The organism is Nitrosospira lacus (assembly GCF_000355765.4).
In the GTDB taxonomy this organism is placed as follows: Bacteria; Pseudomonadota; Gammaproteobacteria; order Burkholderiales; family Nitrosomonadaceae; genus Nitrosospira; species Nitrosospira lacus.
On sequence record NZ_CP021106.3, the window covers coordinates 1,341,725 to 1,365,637 of the forward strand.

At 53.4% G+C, this 23,913-nt stretch carries 23 protein-coding genes and 4 tRNA genes; 15 read left to right on the plus strand and 12 right to left on the minus strand.

Annotated features, from left to right (window positions below; genetic code table 11):
• Positions 1 to 231 precede the first annotated feature (231 nt).
• Positions 232 to 1,245 (minus strand): Fe(3+) ABC transporter substrate-binding protein, encoded by a 1,014-nt coding sequence (locus EBAPG3_RS05880; protein WP_004179002.1) that lies wholly within the window; start codon positions 1,243 to 1,245, stop codon positions 232 to 234.
• A 97-nt stretch (positions 1,246 to 1,342) separates the two neighbouring features.
• Here EBAPG3_RS05880 and EBAPG3_RS05885 point away from each other — a divergent pair, with 97 nt between their 5' ends.
• Together EBAPG3_RS05885 and EBAPG3_RS05890 are read left to right on the plus strand one after the other, a co-directional pair.
• Positions 1,343 to 1,624 (plus strand): hypothetical protein, encoded by a 282-nt coding sequence (locus tag EBAPG3_RS05885; protein WP_004179000.1) that lies wholly within the window; start codon positions 1,343 to 1,345, stop codon positions 1,622 to 1,624.
• Positions 1,625 to 1,836: 212 nt separating this feature from the next.
• The gene (locus EBAPG3_RS05890; RefSeq protein ID WP_004178998.1) at positions 1,837 to 2,157 is read left to right on the plus strand and encodes a heavy metal-binding domain-containing protein; all 321 of its coding nucleotides are present in this window, start codon (positions 1,837 to 1,839) and stop codon (positions 2,155 to 2,157) included.
• 54 nt (positions 2,158 to 2,211) lie between these two features.
• Here the strand turns inward: EBAPG3_RS05890 and EBAPG3_RS05895 are convergent, their stop codons facing one another.
• Positions 2,212 to 2,904, minus strand: a complete 693-nt coding sequence (locus EBAPG3_RS05895) for an SDR family oxidoreductase (protein ID WP_004178996.1) — start codon at positions 2,902 to 2,904, stop codon at positions 2,212 to 2,214.
• Between the two features lie 332 nt (positions 2,905 to 3,236).
• Here EBAPG3_RS05895 and EBAPG3_RS05900 point away from each other — a divergent pair, with 332 nt between their 5' ends.
• Entirely contained in the window at positions 3,237 to 4,052 is an 816-nt protein-coding gene (locus EBAPG3_RS05900; protein ID WP_004178994.1) for an SDR family NAD(P)-dependent oxidoreductase, read from the plus strand.
• A gap of 203 nt (positions 4,053 to 4,255) precedes the next feature.
• Here the strand turns inward: EBAPG3_RS05900 and EBAPG3_RS05905 are convergent, their stop codons facing one another.
• On the minus strand, positions 4,256 to 5,317 hold the full coding sequence (locus EBAPG3_RS05905; protein WP_004178990.1) for an AI-2E family transporter: 1,062 nt from the start codon (positions 5,315 to 5,317) through the stop codon (positions 4,256 to 4,258).
• A 45-nt stretch (positions 5,318 to 5,362) separates the two neighbouring features.
• On the opposite strand from EBAPG3_RS05905, the gene EBAPG3_RS15150 reads away from it, so the two are divergent.
• The gene (locus EBAPG3_RS15150; RefSeq protein ID WP_004178985.1) at positions 5,363 to 5,539 is read left to right on the plus strand and encodes a hypothetical protein; all 177 of its coding nucleotides are present in this window, start codon (positions 5,363 to 5,365) and stop codon (positions 5,537 to 5,539) included.
• Between the two features lie 996 nt (positions 5,540 to 6,535).
• On the opposite strand, the gene EBAPG3_RS05910 is transcribed toward EBAPG3_RS15150, so the two are convergent.
• The 8 genes from EBAPG3_RS05910 to EBAPG3_RS05945 all read right to left on the minus strand — a co-directional run bounded on the left by EBAPG3_RS05910 (position 6,536) and on the right by EBAPG3_RS05945 (position 16,842).
• Entirely contained in the window at positions 6,536 to 6,946 is a 411-nt protein-coding gene (locus tag EBAPG3_RS05910; protein ID WP_004178983.1) for a GlcG/HbpS family heme-binding protein, read from the minus strand.
• 113 nt (positions 6,947 to 7,059) lie between these two features.
• Positions 7,060 to 9,093, minus strand: coding sequence for a sodium-translocating pyrophosphatase (locus tag EBAPG3_RS05915; protein ID WP_004178981.1), 2,034 nt, complete (start codon positions 9,091 to 9,093; stop codon positions 7,060 to 7,062).
• A gap of 142 nt (positions 9,094 to 9,235) precedes the next feature.
• The gene (locus EBAPG3_RS05920) at positions 9,236 to 10,495 is read right to left on the minus strand and encodes a 6-phosphofructokinase (RefSeq protein ID WP_004178979.1); all 1,260 of its coding nucleotides are present in this window, start codon (positions 10,493 to 10,495) and stop codon (positions 9,236 to 9,238) included.
• A 195-nt stretch (positions 10,496 to 10,690) separates the two neighbouring features.
• A complete protein-coding gene (adk, locus tag EBAPG3_RS05925) occupies positions 10,691 to 11,344 on the minus strand; it encodes an adenylate kinase (RefSeq protein WP_040852681.1) in 654 nt (217 codons plus the stop codon).
• A 227-nt stretch (positions 11,345 to 11,571) separates the two neighbouring features.
• A complete protein-coding gene (locus EBAPG3_RS05930) occupies positions 11,572 to 14,349 on the minus strand; it encodes a valine--tRNA ligase (protein WP_004178976.1) in 2,778 nt (925 codons plus the stop codon).
• Positions 14,350 to 14,503: 154 nt separating this feature from the next.
• Positions 14,504 to 14,869: a hypothetical protein gene (locus EBAPG3_RS05935; protein ID WP_004178974.1), complete on the minus strand. Its 366-nt coding sequence runs from the start codon at positions 14,867 to 14,869 to the stop codon at positions 14,504 to 14,506.
• 43 nt (positions 14,870 to 14,912) lie between these two features.
• Entirely contained in the window at positions 14,913 to 15,335 is a 423-nt protein-coding gene (locus EBAPG3_RS05940; RefSeq protein ID WP_004178972.1) for a DNA polymerase III subunit chi, read from the minus strand.
• Between the two features lie 7 nt (positions 15,336 to 15,342).
• The gene (locus EBAPG3_RS05945) at positions 15,343 to 16,842 is read right to left on the minus strand and encodes a leucyl aminopeptidase (protein ID WP_004178970.1); all 1,500 of its coding nucleotides are present in this window, start codon (positions 16,840 to 16,842) and stop codon (positions 15,343 to 15,345) included.
• Between the two features lie 210 nt (positions 16,843 to 17,052).
• Here EBAPG3_RS05945 and EBAPG3_RS05950 point away from each other — a divergent pair, with 210 nt between their 5' ends.
• From EBAPG3_RS05950 to EBAPG3_RS05960, 3 genes are all read left to right on the plus strand, one after another.
• Positions 17,053 to 17,556, plus strand: a complete 504-nt coding sequence (locus tag EBAPG3_RS05950) for a methylated-DNA--[protein]-cysteine S-methyltransferase (protein WP_051049041.1) — start codon at positions 17,053 to 17,055, stop codon at positions 17,554 to 17,556.
• A complete protein-coding gene (gene xerD / locus EBAPG3_RS05955; protein WP_004178966.1) occupies positions 17,543 to 18,454 on the plus strand; it encodes a site-specific tyrosine recombinase XerD in 912 nt (303 codons plus the stop codon). Before EBAPG3_RS05950 ends, xerD begins: the two co-directional genes overlap by 14 nt.
• 153 nt (positions 18,455 to 18,607) lie before the next feature.
• On the plus strand, positions 18,608 to 19,276 hold the full coding sequence (locus EBAPG3_RS05960; protein WP_004178965.1) for a YiaD family glycine zipper/OmpA-like lipoprotein: 669 nt from the start codon (positions 18,608 to 18,610) through the stop codon (positions 19,274 to 19,276).
• 78 nt (positions 19,277 to 19,354) lie between these two features.
• Here EBAPG3_RS05960 and EBAPG3_RS05965 read toward each other — a convergent pair whose 3' ends face one another.
• A complete protein-coding gene (locus tag EBAPG3_RS05965; RefSeq protein WP_004178964.1) occupies positions 19,355 to 19,801 on the minus strand; it encodes a YbaN family protein in 447 nt (148 codons plus the stop codon).
• A 339-nt stretch (positions 19,802 to 20,140) separates the two neighbouring features.
• On the opposite strand from EBAPG3_RS05965, the gene EBAPG3_RS05970 reads away from it, so the two are divergent.
• The 8 genes from EBAPG3_RS05970 to nusG all read left to right on the plus strand — a co-directional run bounded on the left by EBAPG3_RS05970 (position 20,141) and on the right by nusG (position 23,877).
• The gene (locus EBAPG3_RS05970; protein WP_004178962.1) at positions 20,141 to 20,605 is read left to right on the plus strand and encodes an FKBP-type peptidyl-prolyl cis-trans isomerase; all 465 of its coding nucleotides are present in this window, start codon (positions 20,141 to 20,143) and stop codon (positions 20,603 to 20,605) included.
• Between the two features lie 253 nt (positions 20,606 to 20,858).
• A tRNA-Tyr gene (locus tag EBAPG3_RS05975) sits at positions 20,859 to 20,943 on the plus strand.
• 151 nt (positions 20,944 to 21,094) lie between these two features.
• Positions 21,095 to 21,168, plus strand: a tRNA-Gly gene (locus EBAPG3_RS05980).
• Between the two features lie 198 nt (positions 21,169 to 21,366).
• Positions 21,367 to 21,441, plus strand: a tRNA-Thr gene (locus tag EBAPG3_RS05985).
• 52 nt (positions 21,442 to 21,493) lie between these two features.
• The gene (gene tuf, locus EBAPG3_RS05990) at positions 21,494 to 22,684 is read left to right on the plus strand and encodes an elongation factor Tu (protein ID WP_040853253.1); all 1,191 of its coding nucleotides are present in this window, start codon (positions 21,494 to 21,496) and stop codon (positions 22,682 to 22,684) included.
• A 66-nt stretch (positions 22,685 to 22,750) separates the two neighbouring features.
• A tRNA-Trp gene (locus tag EBAPG3_RS05995) sits at positions 22,751 to 22,826 on the plus strand.
• 173 nt (positions 22,827 to 22,999) lie between these two features.
• Positions 23,000 to 23,344: a preprotein translocase subunit SecE gene (gene secE / locus EBAPG3_RS06000; protein ID WP_004175982.1), complete on the plus strand. Its 345-nt coding sequence runs from the start codon at positions 23,000 to 23,002 to the stop codon at positions 23,342 to 23,344.
• Entirely contained in the window at positions 23,344 to 23,877 is a 534-nt protein-coding gene (gene nusG, locus EBAPG3_RS06005; protein WP_004175981.1) for a transcription termination/antitermination protein NusG, read from the plus strand. Before secE ends, nusG begins: the two co-directional genes overlap by 1 nt.
• Positions 23,878 to 23,913 lie beyond the last annotated feature (36 nt).

Consider the following 23,913-nt stretch of genomic DNA (forward strand, 5'->3'; position numbering starts at 1 on the left):
GAAGTGCGATAAGCGGAACTTAAAAATCCGGGAACCCCGGATCTCGTGGTAGAATTGTTTACCGTCGAGTTTAACGCGCCATCTTTCACCCTTTATCCTAAATCCGGCAGTTGTAACGAACTTGCCAAAAAGGTGAGGGTCAAGTGAGGCAAAGAGTCATTGCGGGTCATGGTGCCGGGCTGAGAAATGGGTGAAAAATGAGTGGTCAACCACCGGATCTGGGTTGAAGCCCTATCGATAACCGGATCGGTCCATCAGTTTCACCGCCTCCGCTTGCAATTCACCGGCCTTTGTCACGTTTACCGGATTCTGCTTGAAGCTGCCCCAGGCCGCTACAGCAGGGCCAGTTTTTACCCTGGGATTGGCCGGGTATTCCATATTTATATCGGCAAACAGGTTTTGTGCTTTTTCCGATGAGAGGAATTCAAGCAATTTGGTCGCGGCGGGTACGTTATGGGCATAACGGGTAACGCCCGCCCCCGAGATGTTCACATGAACCCCGCTGCCTGCCTGATTGGGCCAGAAAATCGCTAGTGGCAATGCGGGATCTTTTTCAATCAGGCGGCCATAATAATATGTGTTGGCCAGGGTAACATCGCATTTTCCGGCGGCGACGAATTCCATCGCCCGGGTGTCATCGGACAGGGGATCGGTAGCCAGGTTGGCGACCCAGCCTTTTACGATTTGTTCGGTCTGCGCCTCACCTAATTCGGCAATCATCATTGCCACCAGCGACTGGTTGTATACTTTCTTGGAAGTGCGCAGACACAGGCGCCCCTTCCACTTAGGTTCGGCCAGTGCTTCGTAGGTGGAAAGATCGGCAGGTTTAACTTTTTTCGTATTGTAAATGATGGTGCGGGCACGTACCGACAGGCCGAACCACTGTTTCTGGGGATCTCGCAGATAAGCGGGAATATTGGCCTCCAGCGTTCCTGACTCTATGGGCCTCAATAATCCTTCCCGCGCAGCCTCCCACAAGTTGCCTGCATCCGAGGTGATCAGCATGTCGGCAGGGGTATTTTTCCCTTCCGCCTTCAGGCGCGCGAGCAATGCGCCTTCTTTATCGGTGACGAATTTTACCTTGATTCCCGTTTCCTGGGTAAAAGCATCGAACATTGGCTTGATGAGTTGCTCAATCCGTGCCGAGTACACAACGACTTGCTCCGCGTGTGACACGCCGGCACCAAACAGCGTGACACCGCAAAACATTGCGGTAAGATAGCGATTGAAGCGGGATCTCGGCATTTTTTATTTACTCCAGATATAAGAAGCGGCGGGACGAGTCATAATCAGCGTATTATAAATGATAATAATTATCAGTGAAGCGTTGCATTAATATACCATGGATAAACCACAGCCAATCTCCTCTCATCACCGCCTGCAAGAGCTTCTTGCGATACCCGAGCGGCAACGTACGGAAGCCCAGTGGGATGAGATTAACGAACTTGAAATTACCCTGACTCCCGTCAATCGGGCTTTATCGCCAGAGCGAGGTAACCGGCGTACGGCCGTCGTGCCCTCCGATCCGCTCAAATCCCGCAACGACACGCAGAGTAAAAGACCGCTGAAGAAGCTTCGCAAGAGGCAGCCCAAGGGAGGCGGAGCGGGAGGGGGAGTGCCGTAGGAGGCGCGCGCTGTTCGGGTGCCGGCAAATTCCGTGTCGGCTGCGAGCATATTTTTCCCGCTGAAATACAGGCTAATGCGACCATCCATAAACCGTCCCTTATCAGGCTAATCCTGGTGTGTCCGAAGCCGCAAATGCCGCCGGTATTTGTTTAGAAACTCTGATAGTCTATTAATTGTCCTATTTCTTAAAAAATTCCAGGGGGAAAAAATATGCAACTCACAACGACTCCTAATATTGAAGGGAAGCGTGTTACCAGGTATTGCGGTGTGATAGCCGGCGAAGCAATCCTGGGCGCCAATCTGTTCAAGGATCTCTTCGCAGGAATCCGTGATCTGGTGGGCGGACGTTCCGCAACCTACGAGAAGGAACTGCAGCGCGCTCGCGAAATTGCACTTGAAGAGCTGCGTCAGCGTGCTCAGGATCTCGGCGCAAATGCGGTGATAGGCATCGATATCGATTACGAGATAATGGGTAAAGAAAACGGTATGCTGATGGTTTCCGCTAGCGGAACTGCGGTAATCGTCGAATAAGCTGGTTCAACCTGATGCGCGGACCCAGTGGTTTTTTGATAGGCTGGTTATGATCTACCAGGGAACCATCTGCCCATCATAAGCGATGAATCTTCCTGAATCGGCCAGGGTAAGGTTACGTATGACATTGCGCATGCCGGATACGCTTTTCGTTGCGGAGATCAATGCATTCGGACCACCCATATCGGTCTTTACCCATCCGGGATGCAGTACCACCGCGATGATGCCGGCTGGTTTCAGATCGATCGCCAAGCTTTTTATCACCATATTCACAGCCGCCTTGCTTGAGCGGTAGATATAACTGCCGCCACCGCTATTGTCCGCAATGCTCCCCATTTTACTGCTGATGGCTACTATGGTCTTTCGGCTGCCGCAGTCGATTTGTGGAGCAAATGCCTGGGCCATTTTTAGCGGTGCTATAGTATTAATGAGAAAGGCCCGTATCCATGCCTCCTGATCGATATTGTCATCTTTATGACAGGAGGTGTAGATGCCGGCATTATTAAGGAGCAGGTCGATAGATTCGTCAGTGAGGGATCGCGCCAATTTCTCTATCTGTGCATGATCCGCGACATCAAGCGCATGTACCGTGATCTGCCCCGGATATTCGGCCGCCAATGTATTGAGCGCGGCAGATTTTTGTGGGTGACGGGTGCAAGCAAGAACCCGCCAGCCATCTGCGGCATATTGCCTGGCAAATTCCAGCCCGATGCCGCGATTGGCGCCTGTAATCAACGTAGTGTCCATATTTCTCTCCTTATGCGCACACCCATGGTTCGATTTCGATCTGATCGAGGAATGTATGTTGCCTGATGCTGTAAAGAGTCGAATATCCCGGCATGCAAAGCGTTGGCCATGGGAAGTGCGCGTAACCGAATATTTGCTCCCATTATGTATAAAAGTTAACCTAATAACAATAATCCGGAATCCGGCGGTTGACCGCCCATTTGTCAGTCCCGCACGATGGTTGGCAGAGAATTTTTGTGCCACTTGATTTTTGCTTTTGGGTGAATTCGCCACAAGGCGATTTCATACTTTCCTTGTCCAATCAATGGATTAGTATAATAGGAGTTGAAAGCATGACTCAGCGAATTGCATTGGTTACCGGCGCGTCCAGCGGTATCGGTAGAGCTACGGCAGTGCTTCTTGCCGAAAACGGCTACTACGTGTTTGCGGCGGCGCGACGCATGCACAGGCTGGAACAGATACGTTCCGATCATATTGAACCCGTCGAGCTGGACGTTGCCAATGAAGACGCCATTCTCGGGATGGTAAACCACGTCATATTGACCAAGGGGCGGGTTGATGTGCTGGTAAATAATGCAGCTTATGGTCAGTTGGGAGCCGTCGAATGTGTTTCAATGGAAGCAGCCCATCGACAGTTCGAGGTGAATGTCTTTGGCTATGCGAGATTCATGCAAGCAGTTCTACCGCATATGCGGGCACAGAAGTCGGGGCGTATCATCAATATCACTTCGATTCTGGGCAAGATGTCAACGCCGGGTTTCGGTTGGTATGCGGCTTCCAAACATGCCGTGGAGGCATTGACCGACGCCGTGCGTGGTGAAGTGATGGAATTCGGAGTTGACGTAGTGCTTATTGCTCCGGGTTTGATCAAGACGGAATTTGTTCCCAAGCAACTGGAATTGCTTAATACTGTCACACATCCCCCTGCTTATCAGAAAATTATCACGGGTCTTCATCACCTTCTGGCCGGAGAACCCAACGCCCCGGGTCCGGCGGTTATTGCCCGGGCGGTGCTTGATGCGGTTACGAGCTCGAATCCCCCGGTGCGACATGCGCTACCGCTTGATTCCAAGATGGCCGTGGCGGCAAGATGGCTGTTGGGCGCTCGTTTCTTTGCCTGGGCAATCCGGCGGGAGATGAAATTCTAAAATGGTTATAAATCTGGCGTTGGACGGGCGGGGTGGGCGGTTTACGCGTGGCAGGGGGTTGCAAGCAAGGCGCCCTCGCACCCAAGAATCGTGCCATCCGTTCCCATAACGGGCGCACCAAGGAGGTAAAGACCGGTGGTGCAAGAAGATTCCCGGGTCATCCGCTAAATTGAAAAATGAGCCGTCCGTGGCCGGATTCCGGATCAATCTTTAGGAGGCGCTTCCCGGGTTGAGGAGAAGAGATCCCACCCGGAAATGAACAGCGCTGCAATTACCGGACCGATGACGAAACCGTTCAGGCCAAAGATAACCATGCCCCCGAGAGTAGAAATCAGGACCACGTAATCGGGTAATTGGGTATCCTTTCCGACGAGTATGGGCCGTAGAACATTGTCGACCATTCCAATCACCAGCACGCCAAAGGCGATGAGGGTTATGCCCTGCCAAAGGGCTCCGGTAAGTAGAAAGTATATCGCCACCGGACCCCAGATCAGTCCGGCGCCGACCGCAGGCAACAGGGATAAAAAGGCCATCACGAAACCCCATAGCAATGCTCCCTGTATGCCAAGAAATGAGAACATTACTCCACCCAACGTGCCTTGCAGCGCGGCCACGGCAATATTGCCTTTCACCGTCGCACGGACGACAGTGATGAACTTGCTGAATAGATGCCGCTTGTGTTCCGTGCTCAGCGGAATCGCTTGCTTGATTTTCGCGGAGAGGATGGCACCATCCCTCAGCAGGAAAAATAGGAGATACAGCATGATTCCGAAGCTGATGATGAATTCGAATGTATTCTGACCCATATTGAGCGCTTCGGTCGCAATAAGCTGGCTTCCCTGCAACGCGCCGTTCGACAGCATATCTTTTATCCCGGAAATATTTGAGAGTCCCACACTATCCAGAAACTTGACCATCCATGACGGCAATGCTCCCATGATTTGCTGAAAATATGCGCCGAAGTTCAGTTCTCCCGACTGGATGCGTTGATAGATGGCGAGTCCCTCCCGCAGTAGCGAAGCCGCAATCAACGTGAATGGGATAATTACCATGATCAGACAGAGCAACAGGGTCGTGAGCGCGGCAAGAGTCTGGCGCTGGTGCATGACGACCAGCAGCCGACGATAAAACGGGGTAAATATTATGGCAAGAACGGCTCCCCAGAATACCGCGCCGAAAAAGGGCAGTAATATCCATCCGAACGCCAGAGAAACGACGATCAATATGAGCAGGAAGGTTTTCTGCTGAAGCTCCGGGGAATTCATTTATCCTAAATCCTGTAGCGGAGTCACTCTGAGGGTGAAGGCCAAATGATACAAAAAGTCTTTGTTGATCATGGCATTAAACTTAAAGACAAACAACCAGCCGCCGGATTTGCTGCTCTGGTGGGGCTAAGGGCAAGCAATGCAGAAGTCATACCGATGGAAGCTGGTGTCCCATGGCGTGCCAAGCCCATCATTGCTTGTCCCGACTGGATTTTCGAATAAGTCCGGGATGACGGAACTCATGGTTCTTCCCGCTGGATCAGTAGATCCGGATCATGAAGGAAGGCGCATTCATCAGGTTTAGCGCCATCCTACCTTAACTCAGCCACAAACAGGACAGCGGGACGAAAAAAAACGAAAATTCGGCGCGCGCAGGCAGATTCCATGACAGGGTTCAGAGCTATCCAGGAAAAGGCCATGTTGGTCGCATGGCTCAACGAGTTCACATAAATTGCGGCGTTGCGCTATAGATCTTGGCCAAGGCGGCGGAGCCGGGTATCGGTATCGCAAGGAATGCAGCAGTCACCCCTTCCGTCGCATGAAGGGGCAGGCATATCCTGGCGGACGTTAATCCTTGCCTGCCATGACATAGCTCTTGCTGCTTGCCAAGGCACGGAGTCAGTCTGAACGTTCAATAAAATGTTGCCGAAAACGAGAATAGTTCCGTGTAAAAATTTTGGCATGCGAGTGCTTGTCCAAGTCCCCAAAGCGTATAGAGCCGCTACATAACGATGAACCATCTATTTAGAATTCCGAAGAGCGATATCAGGCCGAGAACCAGTACTATCAGGGTTACCAAGGTTTTATCCGTTTTCATCACCGTTTCTCCTTCTTAAATTGACACATTCAATGAGTACATTCAAGCGAGAAGCATAACCATAATATCAGTATGGTTAAGAGCGGTGCAAAATATTTACCTGATAGATATATTTTTTATTTCTGGTCCTCGCTGAGTTTGACGACGCTTACGAGAGGGGAAAGGTTGTATATCAATGGAAAGCTGGGGGCGATGCCAGTCTAATGCATGCGTATAAAGCGGCCGCAGAGTTCCGAATTTTTCACCATTGTTGATAGGGTAGCTCAATGAGCGCGTAGGGCGTTGTTGGAATGACGAATACTGGAGGTGGAGTTCTGGAGCGCTTTCCGGACTTCAATCCCGATTGAGGATATACAACATGACGAGGCCAGAGAACAGGAATCCCAGAACTTCCGGATATCTCAATTGGATTTCAATAATGCATCCAACCCCGCTTGTGCAATTTGTGCATCCTGATTCGATCGCACACCACTGACGCCGACGGCGCCAATGAATTGACTATTTACCATGATGGGTAAACCTCCTTCAATTGGCAGAGCTCCGGGTAAGCCGAGATAACGCATGCGTCCGTCAGCGACGTGTTCCTCCCACACCTTGGTGGGGCGGCGAAAGGCGATGGCGGCGCGGGCTTTCCGTATCGCCACTTCGATGCTGCCGAACTGGGTGTGGTCGAGACGCGAGAGATAAATAAGGTGTCCGCCGTCATCAACTATGGCAATTACAACCGGCCAGTCGTTGCGGCGAGCTTCTGCTTCCGCGACTGCGGCAATTTTTTTGGCGTCGTCGAAGGTGAGGGTAACTCTATTATCCATAAAGATGACTTGATAGCCGAGAAATAGGTTGGAATTACGGTGACTATTTGCCGTTGCAGCCAAAAACAAAGCACGCCGGAATTATCGGGCGTGCTTCGCGAAAGCAATACAGGTTATATCAATGGCACAATCAACAAGGCAACGATGTTCATGATCTTGATGAGCGGGTTGATCGCAGGACCGGCAGTGTCTTTGTAGGGGTCGCCGACGGTATCGCCGGTCACGGCAGCCTTGTGCGCTTCCGAGCCTTTGCCACCAAAGTGGCCATCTTCAATATATTTCTTTGCGTTATCCCAGGCTCCGCCACCCGCGGTCATGGAAATCGCCACGAAAATACCGGTGATGATGGCGCCAATCAGTACTCCGCCCAAGGCCACGGGGCCCAGCACGAGGCCAACAATCAAGGGTACCGCTACGGGCAGCAATGAGGGCACAATCATTTCCTTGATCGCCGCCTTGGTTACCATATCCACCGCTCTGGAATAGTCCGGTTTGGCAGTCCCCTCCATGATGCCGGGGATCTCCTTGAACTGGCGTCGCACTTCCACCACCACTGAACCGGCAGCGCGCCCCACCGCTTCCATCGCCATGGCCCCGAACAGGTAGGGAACCATGCCGCCGAGGAATAAGCCGATGATTACCATATGATCGGATAAATCGAAGCTTATAGAGCTGCCGCCTGCCGTGAGCGCGTGGGTGTAATCGGCAAACAGTACCAGCGCAGCCAGACCGGCGGAGCCGATGGCGTAACCTTTGGTTACCGCCTTGGTGGTGTTACCCACCGCGTCCAGCGGATCGGTAATATCGCGTACCTCTGATGGCAAACCAGCCATTTCCGCAATACCGCCGGCGTTGTCGGTGATTGGGCCATAAGCATCAAGCGCCACGATAATCCCCGCCATCGAGAGCATAGAAGTCGCGGCGATGGCGATGCCATATAACCCCCCCAGTTCGAAAGCGCACCAGATCGAAAGACAAACGACCAGTACCGGAGCAGCGGTAGACTTCATGGAGACGCCCAGGCCGGCAATGACATTGGTACCGTGGCCCGTGCTGGACGCTTCTGCGATATGCTGGACTGGGGCATATTCGGTGGAAGTGTAATATTCCGTAATCCACACCATGGCCGCAGTCAGCGCCAAGCCTACCAGCCCGGCAAGGTATAGGTTCATCGATGTAACCAGCTTGCCCTCAATCATTACACCATCACCCAGCATGATAGTAGTGATGGGATAATAGGACACTGCCGCCAGCCCACCGGCCACCGCCAAGCCACGGTAAAGCGCATTCATGATCTTTCCGCCTTCACGTGCTTTGACAAAGTAGCAGCCGATGATTGAGGCGATGATGGAAACTCCACCCAGTACCAGCGGGTAGAGCGCCGCATTCGGACCGGCGTCGGTGATGAGCAGGCCGCCCAGCAGCATGGTAGCGATAATCGTCACGGCGTAGGTTTCAAACAGATCGGCGGCCATGCCGGCGCAGTCGCCGACGTTGTCACCCACGTTGTCGGCAATAACCGCCGGGTTGCGTGGATCATCTTCCGGAATACCGGCTTCAACCTTTCCCACCAGGTCGGCGCCGACGTCGGCACCCTTGGTGAATATGCCGCCCCCAAGACGGGCAAAGATGGAAATCAGTGAGCTGCCGAAGGCAACGCCCACCAACGCATGAGTCGCTTCCGACTGGGTGGCGCCCATGCCGGTCAGAACGGCAAAATAACCCGCCACGCCTAACAGCCCCAGGCCCACTACCAGCATGCCGGTTATTGCGCCACCTTTGAAGGCTACATCCAGCGCGGCATTGAGGCCCTGTGTGGCGGCTTGTGCGGTACGTACATTGGCACGTACTGAGACGTTCATGCCGATATAGCCGGTCAACCCCGACAGAAATGCGCCGAGAGCGAAGCCGACGGCGGTCTGCCAGCCCAAGGCCATAAAAATGGCCACCAGCAGGATAACCCCGACTATGCCGATGGTGGTGTATTGGCGATTCAGGTACGCGGAAGCTCCTTGTTGAATTGCGGCGGCAATATCGCGCATGCGCTCATTGCCGGTGGGCAGACCTACAATCCATTTTATCGAAACCACTCCATATACAAGTGCCGCCATCGCACAACCGATTGCGATGATTAAACCATTAGCCATTAAAATCTCCAGTTAAAGTCAGATCAGCTGAAAACACATACGAAATCCGGATCCAGAATTCCGCATCAAGTGCTCATTCTTAAATAAAAATAGAGTGATAAATGCCGATTGATTACTTTTCTTTGGCTCTGCTGGAAAGCAATCAGATTGTAAAATCGCTCAACTTCTTTGCTACCGCCACATTTTTCAGGCGCACATAGTTAGGTAAGCCATCCTTGTAAGGCGGGTAGTCTTCTCCCTTGATGAGAGGCGCAAGATACTCCCGGCATTTATCAGTGATGCCAAAACCATCCTTGCTGATAAAATTCTTGGGCATCATTTTTTCCACATTGGCGACTTTGCTGAGTTGGGCCATGCCGACTTTCCATCGGTAGGGTTTGCTGGAGAGGCGCTCGATCGTGGGCATCACCGAGTTATGGCCTTTGATAGCGAATTCGACAGCCGCCTTGCCCATCGCGTAAGCCTGCTCCACATCAGTTTTCGACGCGATATGACGGGCGGCGCGTTGAAGGTAGTCCGCCACACCCCAATGATATTTGAGCCCCAGACCGTCCCTGACGATGTTTGCCACGACGGGTGCGACCCCGCCCAGTTGAGCGTGACCGAAAGCGTCGCGTACTCCCTGGTCGGAGAGAAACTTGCCGTCCTCGCCTTTCACACCTTCCGATACCACCACCGAGCAGTAGCCGAATTTCTTGACGAAATCATCGACCTTGGCGAGGAATTTCGATCTATCGAACGGAATTTCAGGAAACAGGATAACAATAGGAATCTCGCAATCCTTGCTGGATGCCAGGCCACCCGCCGCCGCGATCCACCCGGCATGACGCCCCATCACTTCCAGCACGAATACCTTGGTTGATGTTTTTGACATGCTGGCCACATCGAAACTCGCTTCGAGCGTGGATACGGCGATGTATTTTGCCACCGAGCCGAAGCCGGGGCAGCAGTCTGTGATGGGGAGATCGTTGTCCACCGTTTTCGGAACATGAATGGCCTGGATGGGATAGCCAAGCGTGTCGGCCAGCTGTGATACCTTGAGGCAGGTATCGGCGGAATCACCACCGCCGTTGTAAAAGAAATAGCCGATGTTATGTGCCTTGAATACTTCGATCAGGCGCTCATACTCGCGCCGATTCTGCTCCAGACTCTTTAATTTGTAACGGCAGGAGCCAAACGCGCCTGACGGAGTGTGACGCAGAGCCCTGATCGCCGCGATGGAGTCTTTGCCGGTATCGATCAGATCTTCGGTTAGCGCGCCAATAATGCCGTTACGACCCGCATAAATTTTACCTATCTTACCTTTCTGCTGGCGTGCGGTTTCGATGACGCCGGCGGCGGATGCGTTGATGACGGCGGTAACTCCACCTGATTGCGCATAAAAAGCGTTTTTTGCTGCCATGTTTCTCTCCTGATTATTTAAATCTCTTGCGGCTTACGTTACACGGCGGCGCACGCTTCTCCGTGGCGCTAAGGTCCGGCAGCGCCATAATACATTGGCAAAGCATGGAATCCTCTGCCGATGCAGCATTGCTCCGTTCGCGAATTTAAAAGGCGGACATCATGTATCCCGATCCGCCAGGAACCGTGACTAACGTTATTGCAGTGACGCGAAAATGGTGTCGCGGATACTTTCAACCGATCCGACCCCCGCTATTTTTATATACCTGGGGGCGCCAGTTCCACCGTTGGCTGACCATCTCGAATAGTATTCTACCAACGGTTTAGTCTGGCTGTGATAGATTTCGAGCCGCCTTCTCACGGTCTCTTCCTTGTCATCATCACGCTGTATCAGCAACTCACCCGTCACATCATCCTTGTTATCCGTTCTGGGTGGATTAAATATCACATGATAAATGCGACCCGAGGCCGGATGCATGCGGCGTCCCGACAAACGCCTGATGATCTCCTCGTCGGAGACGTCAATTTCAATTACGTAATTGATGGGTACGCCTGCGGCTTTCATTGAATCCGCCTGGGGGATGGTGCGAGGGAATCCGTCAAACAGAAACCCTTTCTTGCAATCCGGCTGTGCGATGCGCTCTTTAACCAGATTGATTATGATGTCGTCGGAGACCAGTCCGCCCGCATCCATGATTTTCTTGGCCATAGTGCCCAGCATGGTGCCTGCCTTGACCGCAGCACGCAACATATCGCCGGTCGAAATCTGCGGAATGCCGAAACGTTCCTTGATATAATTGGCCTGTGTGCCTTTTCCCGCGCCGGGGCCGCCTAATAGGATGATAATGATTGTTCCCCCTTTTCATATAAGGTTCTCCCTGATATTGCGGGGAGAATGAGAGGTGTCTGTTCATTGGTTTCGGTGATTATAGCGCAGCAAAGATGAAAATCTGAAGTTTTTACCATGATTTACCGCAATAGCAAGCGTGGGTTAAGGAGTCGAAAATGTCAGCGGCTGCCGGACCTTGAGCAAGCTGATCATATGTACCGCAGCACCGGACGATCAAGAGTAATGATTCAGTCCAATTTCCGCAGTTGCTCCCCGAGTTTCTCCAGTGTCGCGCTAAAATTAGCAAGCCGCTCTTTCTCCTGTTCCACCACCCTGGCCGGGGCGCGCTCGACGAAGCCGGCATTTGCAAGCTTGATTTGTGCCTTGGTGGTTTCACCTTCAATTCGCGTCATTTCCCTGGCCAGGCGTTCACGCTCAGCGGCTATATCCACCTCGATTCTCAGCATTAGCCTGAATTCTCCGACGATTGCCACGGGAGCCTCGGCCTGAGGCAGACCCTCCCGCATGATTTCCACACCCGAGAGCTTGGCCAGCGCCACCAGGTAAGGAGAAAAAGCAGTCAGCGTCTGGCCGTCTCCCGCAGCCAATAACGGGACTTTCAATGCCGGGGACAAATTCATCTCGCCGCGCAAAGTGCGGCAGGCATTGATCATCTCTTTGAGCGCCCGGATACGCGCGATGGCATCTTCGCTGAGGTGCGCCGGGTTGGCCTTGGGGTAGGGTTGCAACATGATGCTCACACCGTGTTTGCCGGCGAGCGGTGCGGCTTTCTGCCATAATTCCTCCGTAATGAATGGAATGATGGGATGGGCCAGGCGCAGCGTGGTTTCCAGTACTTGTGCCAGGGTGCGGCGGGTTGCGCGTTGTACAGCATCGGCCCCGCCGTTCAGCTGTACCTTGGCGAGTTCAAGATACCAATCACAATACTCATCCCAGACAAATTCGTAGATTTCACGTGCCGCAATATCAAAGCGGTAGTCATGAAAAGCCTGCTCCACCGCGCTTTCGGCTTGTTGCAAGCGGCTGATGATCCACCTGTCGGCGTCAGAGTATTCCAACGGCGGCCCATTGAGCAGGCCCGTGTCTTTACCCTCGCAATTCATCAATACGTAACGTGTGGCATTCCAAAGTTTATTACAAAAATTCCGGTAGCCTTCGCAGCGCTGCATATCGAATTTAATGTCGCGGCCATGGGAAGCGAGACTGGCAAAAGTAAAACGTAGCGCATCGGTGCCAAATGCCGGAATGCCGTCCGGGAAATGCTTGCGTGTGACTTTTTCGATCGATTCGGCCTGCCCGGGATTCATCAGTCCGGTAGTGCGCTTGGAGACCAGATCCGGCAATGCGATGCCGTCGATAAGATCCAGCGGGTCCAGTACATTGCCTTTGGACTTGCTCATCTTGTGGCCCTCGGCATCGCGGATGAGCCCGGTTACATAAACTTCCCTGAATGGCACCTTGCCGGTGAAATGCAGCGACATCATGACCATGCGCGCCACCCAGAAGAAGATGATGTCAAAACCGGTGATAAGCACTGAAGTCGGCAGGAATGTTCCGAGTTCCGGTGTTTTTTCAGGCCAGCCCAGTGTGGAAAAGGGCCATAGCGCGGACGAGAACCAGGTGTCGAGAACATCCTCGTCCTGTGTGAGCTTGCGTTCGCCAGCCTCACGTTGCGCTTCCTCCAGGCCGTGTGCGACAAAGATATTGCCATCCTCGTCATACCACGCGGGAATCCGGTGCCCCCACCACAATTGTCGTGAAATGCACCAGTCCTGAATATTTTCGAGCCACTGATTGTATACGTGGCTCCAATTTTCCGGCGTGAATTTTACCTCGCCGCTCGCTACCGCTTCCAGACCGCGTTTTGCCAGGCCTTCCATCGCCACATACCATTGATCGGTGAGCATTGGCTCAATGACCGTGTGGGTGCGGTCGCCACGCGGTACCATGAGTTTGTGTGATTTGGCCTCGACCAGAAGCCCTTGTTCCTTCAGAGCGGCGATAATATTCTTGCGCGCCTCGAAACGGTCCAGTCCCTGATACTCAGTGGGGGCAAGATCGTTGATTTTTCCATCCAGTGTGAAAATATTGAGCGGTATGAGTTTATGCCGCTGCCCTACCTGATAGTCATTGAAATCGTGTGCCGGGGTAATTTTTACGCAACCTGTACCGAATTCGGGGTCGACGTAGGCGTCCCCGATCACCGGGATGCTTCGTTCACATAGTGGCAAACGCACGTGGCGGCCGATCAGGTGCTGGTAGCGCGGATCATCCGGATGTACGGCGACCGCCATATCGCCCAGCATGGTTTCGGGGCGGGTAGTGGCGACAATCAATCCTTCCGCTCCTATCCCATCCAGACCCGGATCCGTATTCTCGAGCGGATAGAGAATATGCCAGAGAAATCCATCTTCTTCCGTCGATACGACCTCCAGGTCTGAAACGGCGGTTTGCAGCACCGGGTCCCAGTTTACCAGCCGCTTGCCACGATAGATCAGTCTCTCGCGATAGAGCCGCACGAAAACCTCGGTGACAGCACGGGATAGCACCGGGTCCATGGTGAAGCGCTCGCGCGACCAGTCGCAGGAAGTCCCCAGCCGCCGCATCTGGCGGGTAATGGTAGAACCGGATTCTTCTTTCCAGCGCCATACGCGCTTGAGAAATTCTTCGCGTCCCAAGTCGCGGCGGCTGATATTTTGCTGGTCCAGTTGACGTTCCACCACAATCTGGGTGGCAATACCGGCATGATCCGTTCCCGGCTGCCATAACGTATTGTCCCCGCACATGCGGTGATAACGCGTCAGCGCGTCCATCAGGGTATGCTGGAAAGCGTGCCCCATATGCAGGGTGCCGGTTACATTGGGCGGTGGCAACATGATGCAGTAGGCGGGGGCGGTTTCAGCGGGGGTGCCGACGGGCATAGGCTTGAAATAACCCGCGGACTCCCAGCTAGAATACCAGCGGCTTTCGATAGAGCGGGGTTCGAAGCTTTTTTCAAGTTCCATGGATATCAGACCGGCAAGGCTGAAAAATCAGCGATTATGGGAGATATAGACCCCGTGGACGCCGGTAGCGTGGCGGGTTTCCTGAAAGACGGCTGTCTATATCGAACTGAGAATTAATGGTTGTGGAAGATGGGGAAGTGGCGGCAAGAACTCATCAAAGACCAAATAAACGGCATTCCAATGCATGAACCAACGCGTTTCGCGCTCTGGCGTCCAGATCGGCTCCCGCGTCCTTGAGCGAGGAATCCAGAATTTGACCAAGCAGGGACGTGATATCGGACTGAGGCGATAACATTGCCGGGGGCAAAAATACCGTTTCTGTGAGCGTTGGTATGTTGTCGGCAGCCGTCAGTGAGTTTTTCTCTAATGTTCCGAAAGCCAGTCGCGGTGACGTCGCGTTTCCGTCCGCTTCATTCCGGGCTGAAGGCGGCCTGCCCTGATGCTTGCGCAGTAACGCATCAACCTTCTCCAGGATCTCATTGTAATCAGTTTCGGGTGAGATTTCGCTGCTATTTGTCATGAATGGTCTCGGGATTCACGAAGGCATGGGAATACAAGGCGGATCATGCCATTCCAAGTTTGTGATGGCGAATTTCATACCCCCGGTCTTTATAAAAACGGTAGCGTTTTCGCGCGGCCTGCGTATCTTCCGGCGTGGTTCCGGTGATTTCGATCAAGCGCTGGAAGCGGCTGAAGAAAGGCGGGTGCTCGATATCCAGATTGAGCAGCACGTCATCGTGCAGCAATTCGCCGTAGTGGTGGCCGAGTACGACCGGAGTTACCCCGGCCAGCTTGTCGCCAGTGCGACAGTGCGGAATAAAATCGGTCGGGGAAAAGGTCCACAACAGTTTATCGAGCCGCTCGACCATAGCCGCATCAGGGCTGTAAACCATCAGCTTGAGGCCTTGCCGCACCGCCTTGGCGATGAGACGGCAAGCGATCTGCAGTTTATCGCCCCCACCCGAATAAAAATCGATTTCGGTCATGGTGATGCTAGCGGCCTTTCTTTGCCGCCCGGCCGATTAAAAATTGGGTCAGCAGCGGCACGGGCCGGCCTGTCGCGCCTTTTTCCTTACCGGATTTCCACGCGGTCCCGGCAATGTCCAGATGAGCCCATCGATATTTCCTAGTGAAACGCGACAGGAAGCAGGCGGCGGTGATGGTTCCACCGGCACGCCCGCCTATATTGGCGATATCGGCGAAATTGCTTTTCAGTTGCTCCTGGTAATCGTCCCATAGCGGCAGGCGCCAGGCGGGATCCGCCGCCCGCCCGGAGGCGCGCAGCAATTCCTCCGCCAGTTTATCGTCATTGCTGAGCAGACCCGATGCCACATGTCCAAGTGCGATGACACAGGCACCCGTAAGGGTGGCGATATCTATTACCGTGTCGGGTTCATAGCGCTCGGCATAAGTGAGCGCATCACACAGGATCAGCCGTCCTTCGGCATCGGTGTTGAGGATCTCGATAGTTTGCCCGGACATGCTGGTCACGACATCGCCAGGTTTGGTGGCGTTGCCGCCCGGCATGTTCTCGGTTGTGGGAATAATGCCGATCACATTGAGCGGCAGCCGCATTTGCGCAATCGCGCTAATGGTGCCGAGCACGCTGGCCGCGCCGCACATGTCATATTTCATTTCATCCATTTCCGCTGCGGGTTTCAACGAAATGCCACCGGTATCAAACGTAATTCCTTTACCCACCAGCACGACAGGCTTTTCTTTCTTCGCCTGACCCCAGTATTCCAGCGCGATCAGCTTGGCAGGTTGACGGCTGCCGCGTGCCACGGCCAGCAACGATCCCATGCCGAGCTTTTCCATATCTTTCTGCTCCAGGACAGTAGCCTTGAGCTTATAAGTCCTGGCAATACTGACGGCTTGCTCTGCCAAATAGGTTGGAGTACAGAAATTGGGTGCCAGATTACCGAGATTCTTGGCCAGATTCATGCCGTCGGCGATGGCAAGTCCCTGCCGCAGGGACTCCTCGCTGACAGCAAGCTCCGCCCGACTGGTTGTACCCAGAGTGACTTTACGCAGGTGTGGCTTGGCTCCCTCGGTCTTGCTCTTGAGGCGATCGAAGCGATAAATGCTTTCCATTGCCACGATTACGGCCTGTGAAACCTTCCAGGCAGCGTCGCGTTCCTTAACCGGCACATCAGTCAAAAACAGAGTGGCATCGGTGGCGCCCGTTTCATGCAGCGCCTTGAAGGCGGCGAGCACTGCATCGCGGTATGCCTTGTCGTTGATCTCTTGTTCCTTGCCCAACCCCACCAGCAACACACGCTCGCACAGCGTGCCGGGCACATTGTGCAACACCAGCGTCGAACCCGCCTTGCCCTTCATGTCGCCGCTGCGTAATATGCTGCCGATATATCCTCCGGCGATCTTGTCCATGGCTTCCGCGGCCTCGGTCAATTTACCTGGCGCGAATACGCCGACGGCCACGCAAGCACCGCGCTGCTTTTCCGGATTTCCGTTTTTTATGCTAAATTTCACCACTGCTCCTTTAATTGTTCTTGCCGATAGTAGCCAATAATAGCGAATTATCGCCGGTCTGTTTGAATAAAGTCAAAATAGGCAGAATAATTGATTATCAATTATTCCCGTTTAATAATGCGGTCGCGGTGAAGTGGACAAGCATGGTTGATGGCCGGGACATAATAGTTTAGTGTATTGATAGGAAATTGGCGATAAAACAATGCTGTCATGAATAAACCGAAGACTGGTCTGAGGGTAAAATCGGTGGAGGATTATGAGGCAAAGCTTGCCACGCCATTTGCCGTCCTCGGTATTCGCATTGAGGAAGACTGGTTAACCGATATCGAATATCTGCCGCTAGATACGCCGCCGCTCATGCCGCAAACCTCTCTGGCCGAGGAAGTTTGCAATCAATTGCAGGCATATTTAGCGGATTCGGGTTTCGTATTTGACTTATCGCTGCACATTGGCGGTACCATTCATCAGCGCCGGGTATGGAGCGCCATTCAGGATATCCCCAGTGGTGCGACTCGCAGTTATGCCGATATCGCAACGCAACTGCACTCCGCCCCGCGTGCGGTGGGGCAGGCATGTGGCGCTAATCGACTTCCTATCGTTATCCCGTGTCATCGCGTTATTGCCAAAAGCGGCGGGCTGGGCGGCTTCATGAATGCAAGCGACGGCGTCCCGCTCGCTATCAAGCGCTGGCTATTGCAGCATGAGCGCGGCTGAGTTCAATGCAGGGTTAGTGGATGAGTTCTCTGATGCCTTGTGGCTGGAAGATGGGCTGTCACGCAATACGCTGGAGAGTTATCGCAGCGATCTGCGGCAATTTAGCGAATGGCTTGGAAAAAAAAGATGGAATGACCCCGCGCTGACAGCGGCAACCCATTCCGATCTGCTGGAGTTTCTTGCCTTCAAGGTTTCGGTCAGGGTCAAGGCGAGCACCACCAGCCGCGAGCTGTCGAGCTTGAAGCGGTTTTACCGTTTTCTGCTGCGTCAGGGTAGAATCCAGGCTGACCCCAGCCTCAATATTGACACGCCGAAACTCCCCCGCAGTCTGCCCGCAAGTCTGACCGAAGCAGACGTGGAAGCGCTGTTGAATGCGCCCGACGTGGAGCAATCATTGGGGTTGCGTGATCGCGCCATGCTTGAGGTGTTATACGCCAGCGGGCTGCGGGTATCCGAGCTGGTGAGTCTTGACGTTATGCAAATAAGCCTGAACATGGGTGTTGTACGCGTAATGGGCAAGGGTGGAAAGGAGCGACTGACACCTTTAGGCGAAGAAGCATTAGAATGGGTAATCCGCTACACCAGGGAAGCGCGGTCCGTATTACTGGGGGGGAAGGCCGCTAATACGCTGTTTGTCACGGCCCGGGGTTCCGCCATGACTCGCCAGGCTTTCTGGCACCTTATCAAGCGCCATGCGCGCGTCGCTGGTATCAACAACACCTTGTCTCCCCACACTTTACGCCATGCTTTCGCTACCCATCTACTCAATCACGGTGCTGATTTGCGTGTCGTGCAACTGCTGCTGGGCCACGCCGATATTTCTACCACGCAAATTTATACCCACGTGGCGCGCGAACGGCTGAAGCAGATCCACGCCCTGCATCACCCGCGAGGGTAACCGTGCGTGAGGGGCGCGTAGTAATCGACGTTCCTGGAAGCGGGCGCATCTTTTATTTCTTCTGCTAAAGTTAGTGTAGTAAATGCCGTAAACAAGTCCCTATCAACAGCAAATAGTCCCTACTAAGCAATTACTAACCAATAAGGAGATATCATGCGCAATCAGTTGTCAGTGATTTCCATGGCGGCAATTTTGACATTGAGTGGCTGTGCCAGTTCACCTGCAACACAGAGTACCACCACTCGGGATACCGCTATCGGCGCGGGTATCGGCGCAAGCGCGGGTGCGATCATTGGTGCTCTCGCAGGCGGCGGGAAAGGCGCGGCGATTGGTGCGGCTGCCGGCGCCGGCGCCGGCGCCATTGCGGGAAACGTCTGGTCGAGACGAATGGAGCAGCAAAAGCAGGAAATGGAACAGGCCACATCGGGAACGGGGGTGCAAGTCATCAAGACTGCGGATAACCGTCTGAAGCTGGATATTCCCAGCGATATTTCATTTGATACCGGACGTGCGGAGATCACCTCCAATTTCAGACCCGTATTGGATAGTTTTGCGACCAGCCTGGCTAAAAATCCGGACTCCCTGGTAACAGTTATCGGTCATACCGACAGTTCAGGCAGCGATGCGGTCAATAACCCGTTATCGTTCAACCGTGCGGCGAGCACACGCGATTACCTGATAAGCCGGGGTATTTCTTCAAACCGCATAAGTATCGAGGGCCGGGGTTCCCGCGAACCAGTGGTTGCCAACGATACGCCCGCAAACAGAGCAAAAAATCGTCGTGTTGAAATCTTTGTAGCCGAGCCACAGGCTGCGCAGTAAATGCCGAACGGGATCGAATCATGCGCCCCTTCCGGGAGAAGGCGGCCGCAGTCCCGGCAGGGTCATGTTATGTCTTGATCATGCTTGGACATCGGCATCTCTTACCGGAATGCGCCAGATAAACACCGAGAGGACTAGACCCAGCGCGCCCAGCATTGCCTGGTGCCACACAGAAGGCATCAACAGGATGGAGCTGCCAAATGAGAGCGCCAGCAACAAGTAGACCCAGCGCTTGACGGGGCGTCGAATACTGCGGTGCTCGATCCATTCCCTGATTATGGGTCCGGCGACGCGGTTGGCCAGTAGCTTGTCGTGAAAATGTTGTGAACTGCGGGCAAAACAGGCGGCTGCAAGCAGCAGAAAAGGAGTTGTGGGCAACACCGGCAGTACTATTCCTATTATGCCCAGTATTACCGCGGCACACCCCACTGTCAGATATAGCACGCGGACCAGGCGCGAATCATGGAGGCGAACCGGACTTGCTCTTTGCTCCTGCTGTATCTCCTCGTTCAAGCGCTGCTGCATGCGTGCGGTGTCTCCATCCGGTTATTGATGACAATCAGGGATTAGCGGACTCACTTTACCGACTCATTAATGGGGTCGCGGTGCAACTTGTCATACCGGGTATAATATTCGAGAGTCGCGAGGGCGGCGAACAGAAAAATATGGAAGCAAGCTATCCTTGATCTAAATCCGCTCCGTAAGGGATTTGCCAGGAAGCTGAAGATCAAGTTTCGGAAGTAATCTTTTGGGATCATGGTGTTGGATAACCAATGGGCAAATCAATCACCGGATGTAGGTTGATTCAAGAGGTTATTGTTTTGAGAGCGCTGTCGATGATTTTAATTCAATTTTGAGGAAGCCATGACTAAAGTAAACACCCTGATCAATGTGGGCATATTGATATTGAGCGTGATTTTTCTGCCCCAAGTTGCATTTTCCGAAACTCAAAAAGGAGCGACCAAGGTGACTGAACTCGTAAAAAAAGATATAAAAACAGGAGCCGGCGAAGAAGCGGTTATCGGCAAAATGGTCGAGGTCCATTATACTGGCTGGCTTTACGATGTGACGGCACCCGAGAACAAGGGTGCGAAATTCGACAGTTCCCGTGATCGCGGCACGCCTTTTTCATTTCTACTGGGCGCGGGGCGCGTAATAAAAGGCTGGGATCGCGGTGTTGCCGGGATGAAGGTGGGCGGGCAGCGCACGCTGATTATTCCTCCCGAGATGGCCTACGGAGCACGGGGAGCCGGGAACGTAATACCCCCGAACGCGGCGTTGATATTCGATGTGGAGCTACTGGGCTTGCGTCAGGGGTCCACGCATTGAACATCATCAGCCTATAATTGCCGGTATGGCCATGTTTATATTTCCTCATTCAAGATGCCCTGATTCCTCACAAGGATGTCATAATTCAGACACGGGCGGGAGTGAGAAGTTTTGGACAATTGCAAATTCAAGGCAGTCAACGGGGAAGTGCTTTCGATAGCCCATTTCGAATATTACGGCTTGGCGGGTGCAAAGCCCTGAAAATGCACGTTGACTTGTCAGTCTAAAACATTCACAATTGGGAGTTTCGTTTGGAGGGGTTCCCGAGCGGTCAAAGGGATCAGACTGTAAATCTGACGGCTCTGCCTTCGAAGGTTCGAATCCTTCCCCCTCCACCAAATCAGGAGGCCGGTATTTGGCGCGGCGTCAGCCTGACCGTCTTGGCACGCGCCTGATAAAGGCGACGGAGGATGAGGCCTGCCGGGGTGAAGATAGCTGACTGATACGGTAATTTGATTGGGCTGCTTCTATTCGAGTTGATTGCTAGTCGCGGGTGTAGCTCAATGGTAGAGCAGAAGCCTTCCAAGCTTACGACGAGGGTTCGATTCCCTTCACCCGCTCCAGATTCTCTGACGGTCTGCCGGACGTGAAGAATCGACGCGAATGAGTGGCTAGGCAAGAACGGATTTTTCAGGATTCTGAAGGACCAATAGTTGTAAGTCCATTTACCCGGAGAGGGCAGGCCGGTAGGATGAAACAAAAGTTGGAAGTTATTGGAAATTGTTGCTAGAGGCAGAAACATACAGGCAGAAACAGTGCTTGCCCATGTAGCTCAGTGGCAGAGCACTCCCTTGGTAAGGGAGAGGTCGCCAGTTCAATCCTGGCCATGGGCTCCATAGGTATTTAAATTTTAAAAATCTGGATAAAAAGCTTTAAAAAGGGCACAACATGGCAAAGAGCAAATTTGAGCGGACGAAACCGCACGTAAACGTAGGGACGATTGGCCACGTGGATCATGGCAAGACCACGCTGACGGCGGCGGTCACGATGGTGCTGGCGAAGAAATTTGGTGGTGAAGCGAAGAGTTATGCGCAGATTGACTCGGCGCCGGAAGAGAAGGCACGAGGCATTACCATCAATACCTCTCATGTTGAATACGAGACCAGCGCGCGCCATTACGCCCATGTTGACTGTCCTGGCCATGCTGACTACGTGAAGAACATGATTACGGGCGCGGCGCAGATGGACGGTGCCATACTGGTAGTATCGGCAGCCGACGGCCCGATGCCGCAAACGCGGGAGCACATTTTGCTGGCACGTCAGGTAGGGGTGCCGTACATCATCGTCTACATGAACAAAGCCGACATGGTGGACGACGCCGAGCTGCTGGAGCTGGTGGAAATGGAAGTACGCGAACTGCTATCCAAATACAATTTTCCTGGTGACGACACGCCGATCATCATTGGTTCTGCGCTGAAGGCGCTGGAAGGGGATCAGAGCGACATAGGCGAGCCCTCCATATTCAAGCTGGCGGATGCGCTGGACAGCTACATTCCGGAGCCGGTGCGCGCCATAGACGGGCCCTTTCTGATGCCGGTGGAAGACGTTTTTTCGATATCCGGACGTGGCACAGTCGTGACGGGGCGGGTTGAGCGCGGCATAGTCAAAGTTGGGGAAGAAATCGAGATTGTAGGCTTGAAGCCCACCCTGAAGACCGTCTGTACCGGCGTGGAGATGTTCAGGAAACTGCTGGACCAGGGGCAAGCGGGGGACAACGTTGGGGTACTGCTGCGCGGTACCAAGCGGGAAGAAGTCGAGCGCGGTCAAGTATTGGCCAAACCTGGCAGCATTACCCCGCATACCAAGTTTGCGGCAGAGATTTATGTACTGAGCAAAGAAGAAGGCGGGCGTCATACCCCGTTTTTCCAGGGATACCGCCCCCAGTTCTATTTCCGCACCACAGACGTGACCGGAGCGATAGAATTGCCGGCGGGCACGGAGATGGTGATGCCTGGGGACAACGTTTCGGTGACGGTGAACCTGATTGCGCCCATTGCCATGGAAGAAGGTCTGCGTTTTGCCATTCGCGAGGGCGGAAGAACCGTCGGCGCGGGCGTGGTGGCAAAGATTATCGAGTAGCGCCAGACGTTCTTGTGCTTAACATATGAGTTTCCTGATTTTTATCTTTGTTCCCGAAGGAAATATAGGCCAGTAGCTCAATTGGCAGAGCGTCGGTCTCCAAAACCGAAGGTTGGGGGTTCGATGCCCTCCTGGCCTGCCAAGACAAGGATGTCATTAATAAACCATCAGTCATCGTGTGTTTCGAAGGATACAAAATTCATAATGGCGCAAGCGGATTGAACCATGATGGTTCCGTGGGCCGAATTTGCAATTCGCATATTCGGCTCTGCGCGCTTCATTTACTGACGAGCATTAAAGGCAGAGTGGAATAGAGTGGATAAGATCAAGTTGGGATTGGCGCTTCTGCTGTTGATCGCGGGTATTGCCGGTTTTTATTACCTGCGGGATAGCGCCATGGTGATTCGCGTCATTGTCGTGCTGTCGGGTCTCGTTTTGGCGGCGGTGGCGGTCTGGTTTACCACTCTTGGCAAACAATTCTATGCGTTTGCCAGAGAGTCCTCGGAAGAAACCAAGAAAGTGGTGTGGCCGAGCCGTAAAGAAACGGTGCAAACCACGGGCATTGTGTTTGCCTTTGTTCTGGTGATGGCCATATTTCTATGGATGGTGGATGCGGGGTTGCTGCTCGCGGTGAAGTATCTCATGGGGCAGGAAGGGTGATGGATAAAAAATGGTTTGTGGTTCATGCCTATTCCGGATTTGAGAAGAGCGTGCAGCGCGCGCTGAAGGAGCGAATCAGTCGCGCCGGAATGCAGGACAAGTTTGGTCAAATACTGGTTCCGGTAGAAGAAGTGGTCGAGATGAAAGGGGGCCAGAAAAATCTCAGTGAACGAAAGTTCTTTCCCGGTTACGTGCTGGTCGAGATGGAAATGACTGACGAAACATGGCACCTGGTCAAAAATACCGCAAAGGTTACCGGCTTTATAGGGGGTTCGGCCATGAAGCCGACGCCCATCAGCGAGAAAGAAGTGGAGAATATCCTCCATCAGATTCAGGAGGGAGTGGAAAAGCCGAAGCCCAAGATTCTCTTCGAAGCGGGCGAGGCGGTAAGGGTCAAGGAAGGTCCATTCACGGATTTCCATGGCAATGTGGAAGATGTTAATTATGATAAAAGCAAGATCAGGGTATCGGTTTCCATTTTTGGCCGCCCTACCCCGGTGGAGCTGGATTTCAGTCAAGTCGAGAAAGCTTGAATATTCTAATTAGAAGCGAGCTCGTGTCAGTATCAG

Excerpts from the sequence above, each read along its gene's own strand:
- EBAPG3_RS05880 (WP_004179002.1), bottom strand. The coding sequence starts at position 1,245 with ATGCCGAGATCCCGCTTCAATCGCTATCTTACCGCAATGTTTTGCGGT.
- EBAPG3_RS05885 (WP_004179000.1), top strand. The coding sequence starts at position 1,343 with ATGGATAAACCACAGCCAATCTCCTCTCATCACCGCCTGCAAGAGCTT.
- EBAPG3_RS05890 (WP_004178998.1), top strand. The coding sequence starts at position 1,837 with ATGCAACTCACAACGACTCCTAATATTGAAGGGAAGCGTGTTACCAGG.
- EBAPG3_RS05895 (WP_004178996.1), bottom strand. The coding sequence starts at position 2,904 with ATGGACACTACGTTGATTACAGGCGCCAATCGCGGCATCGGGCTGGAA.
- EBAPG3_RS05900 (WP_004178994.1), top strand. The coding sequence starts at position 3,237 with ATGACTCAGCGAATTGCATTGGTTACCGGCGCGTCCAGCGGTATCGGT.
- EBAPG3_RS05905 (WP_004178990.1), bottom strand. The coding sequence starts at position 5,317 with ATGAATTCCCCGGAGCTTCAGCAGAAAACCTTCCTGCTCATATTGATC.
- EBAPG3_RS15150 (WP_004178985.1), top strand. The coding sequence starts at position 5,363 with ATGATACAAAAAGTCTTTGTTGATCATGGCATTAAACTTAAAGACAAA.
- EBAPG3_RS05910 (WP_004178983.1), bottom strand. The coding sequence starts at position 6,946 with ATGGATAATAGAGTTACCCTCACCTTCGACGACGCCAAAAAAATTGCC.
- EBAPG3_RS05915 (WP_004178981.1), bottom strand. The coding sequence starts at position 9,093 with ATGGCTAATGGTTTAATCATCGCAATCGGTTGTGCGATGGCGGCACTT.
- EBAPG3_RS05920 (WP_004178979.1), bottom strand. The coding sequence starts at position 10,495 with ATGGCAGCAAAAAACGCTTTTTATGCGCAATCAGGTGGAGTTACCGCC.
- EBAPG3_RS05930 (WP_004178976.1), bottom strand. The coding sequence starts at position 14,349 with ATGGAACTTGAAAAAAGCTTCGAACCCCGCTCTATCGAAAGCCGCTGG.
- EBAPG3_RS05935 (WP_004178974.1), bottom strand. The coding sequence starts at position 14,869 with ATGACAAATAGCAGCGAAATCTCACCCGAAACTGATTACAATGAGATC.
- EBAPG3_RS05940 (WP_004178972.1), bottom strand. The coding sequence starts at position 15,335 with ATGACCGAAATCGATTTTTATTCGGGTGGGGGCGATAAACTGCAGATC.
- EBAPG3_RS05950 (WP_051049041.1), top strand. The coding sequence starts at position 17,053 with ATGAATAAACCGAAGACTGGTCTGAGGGTAAAATCGGTGGAGGATTAT.
- xerD (WP_004178966.1), top strand. The coding sequence starts at position 17,543 with ATGAGCGCGGCTGAGTTCAATGCAGGGTTAGTGGATGAGTTCTCTGAT.
- EBAPG3_RS05960 (WP_004178965.1), top strand. The coding sequence starts at position 18,608 with ATGCGCAATCAGTTGTCAGTGATTTCCATGGCGGCAATTTTGACATTG.
- EBAPG3_RS05965 (WP_004178964.1), bottom strand. The coding sequence starts at position 19,801 with ATGCAGCAGCGCTTGAACGAGGAGATACAGCAGGAGCAAAGAGCAAGT.
- EBAPG3_RS05970 (WP_004178962.1), top strand. The coding sequence starts at position 20,141 with ATGACTAAAGTAAACACCCTGATCAATGTGGGCATATTGATATTGAGC.
- tuf (WP_040853253.1), top strand. The coding sequence starts at position 21,494 with ATGGCAAAGAGCAAATTTGAGCGGACGAAACCGCACGTAAACGTAGGG.
- nusG (WP_004175981.1), top strand. The coding sequence starts at position 23,344 with ATGGATAAAAAATGGTTTGTGGTTCATGCCTATTCCGGATTTGAGAAG.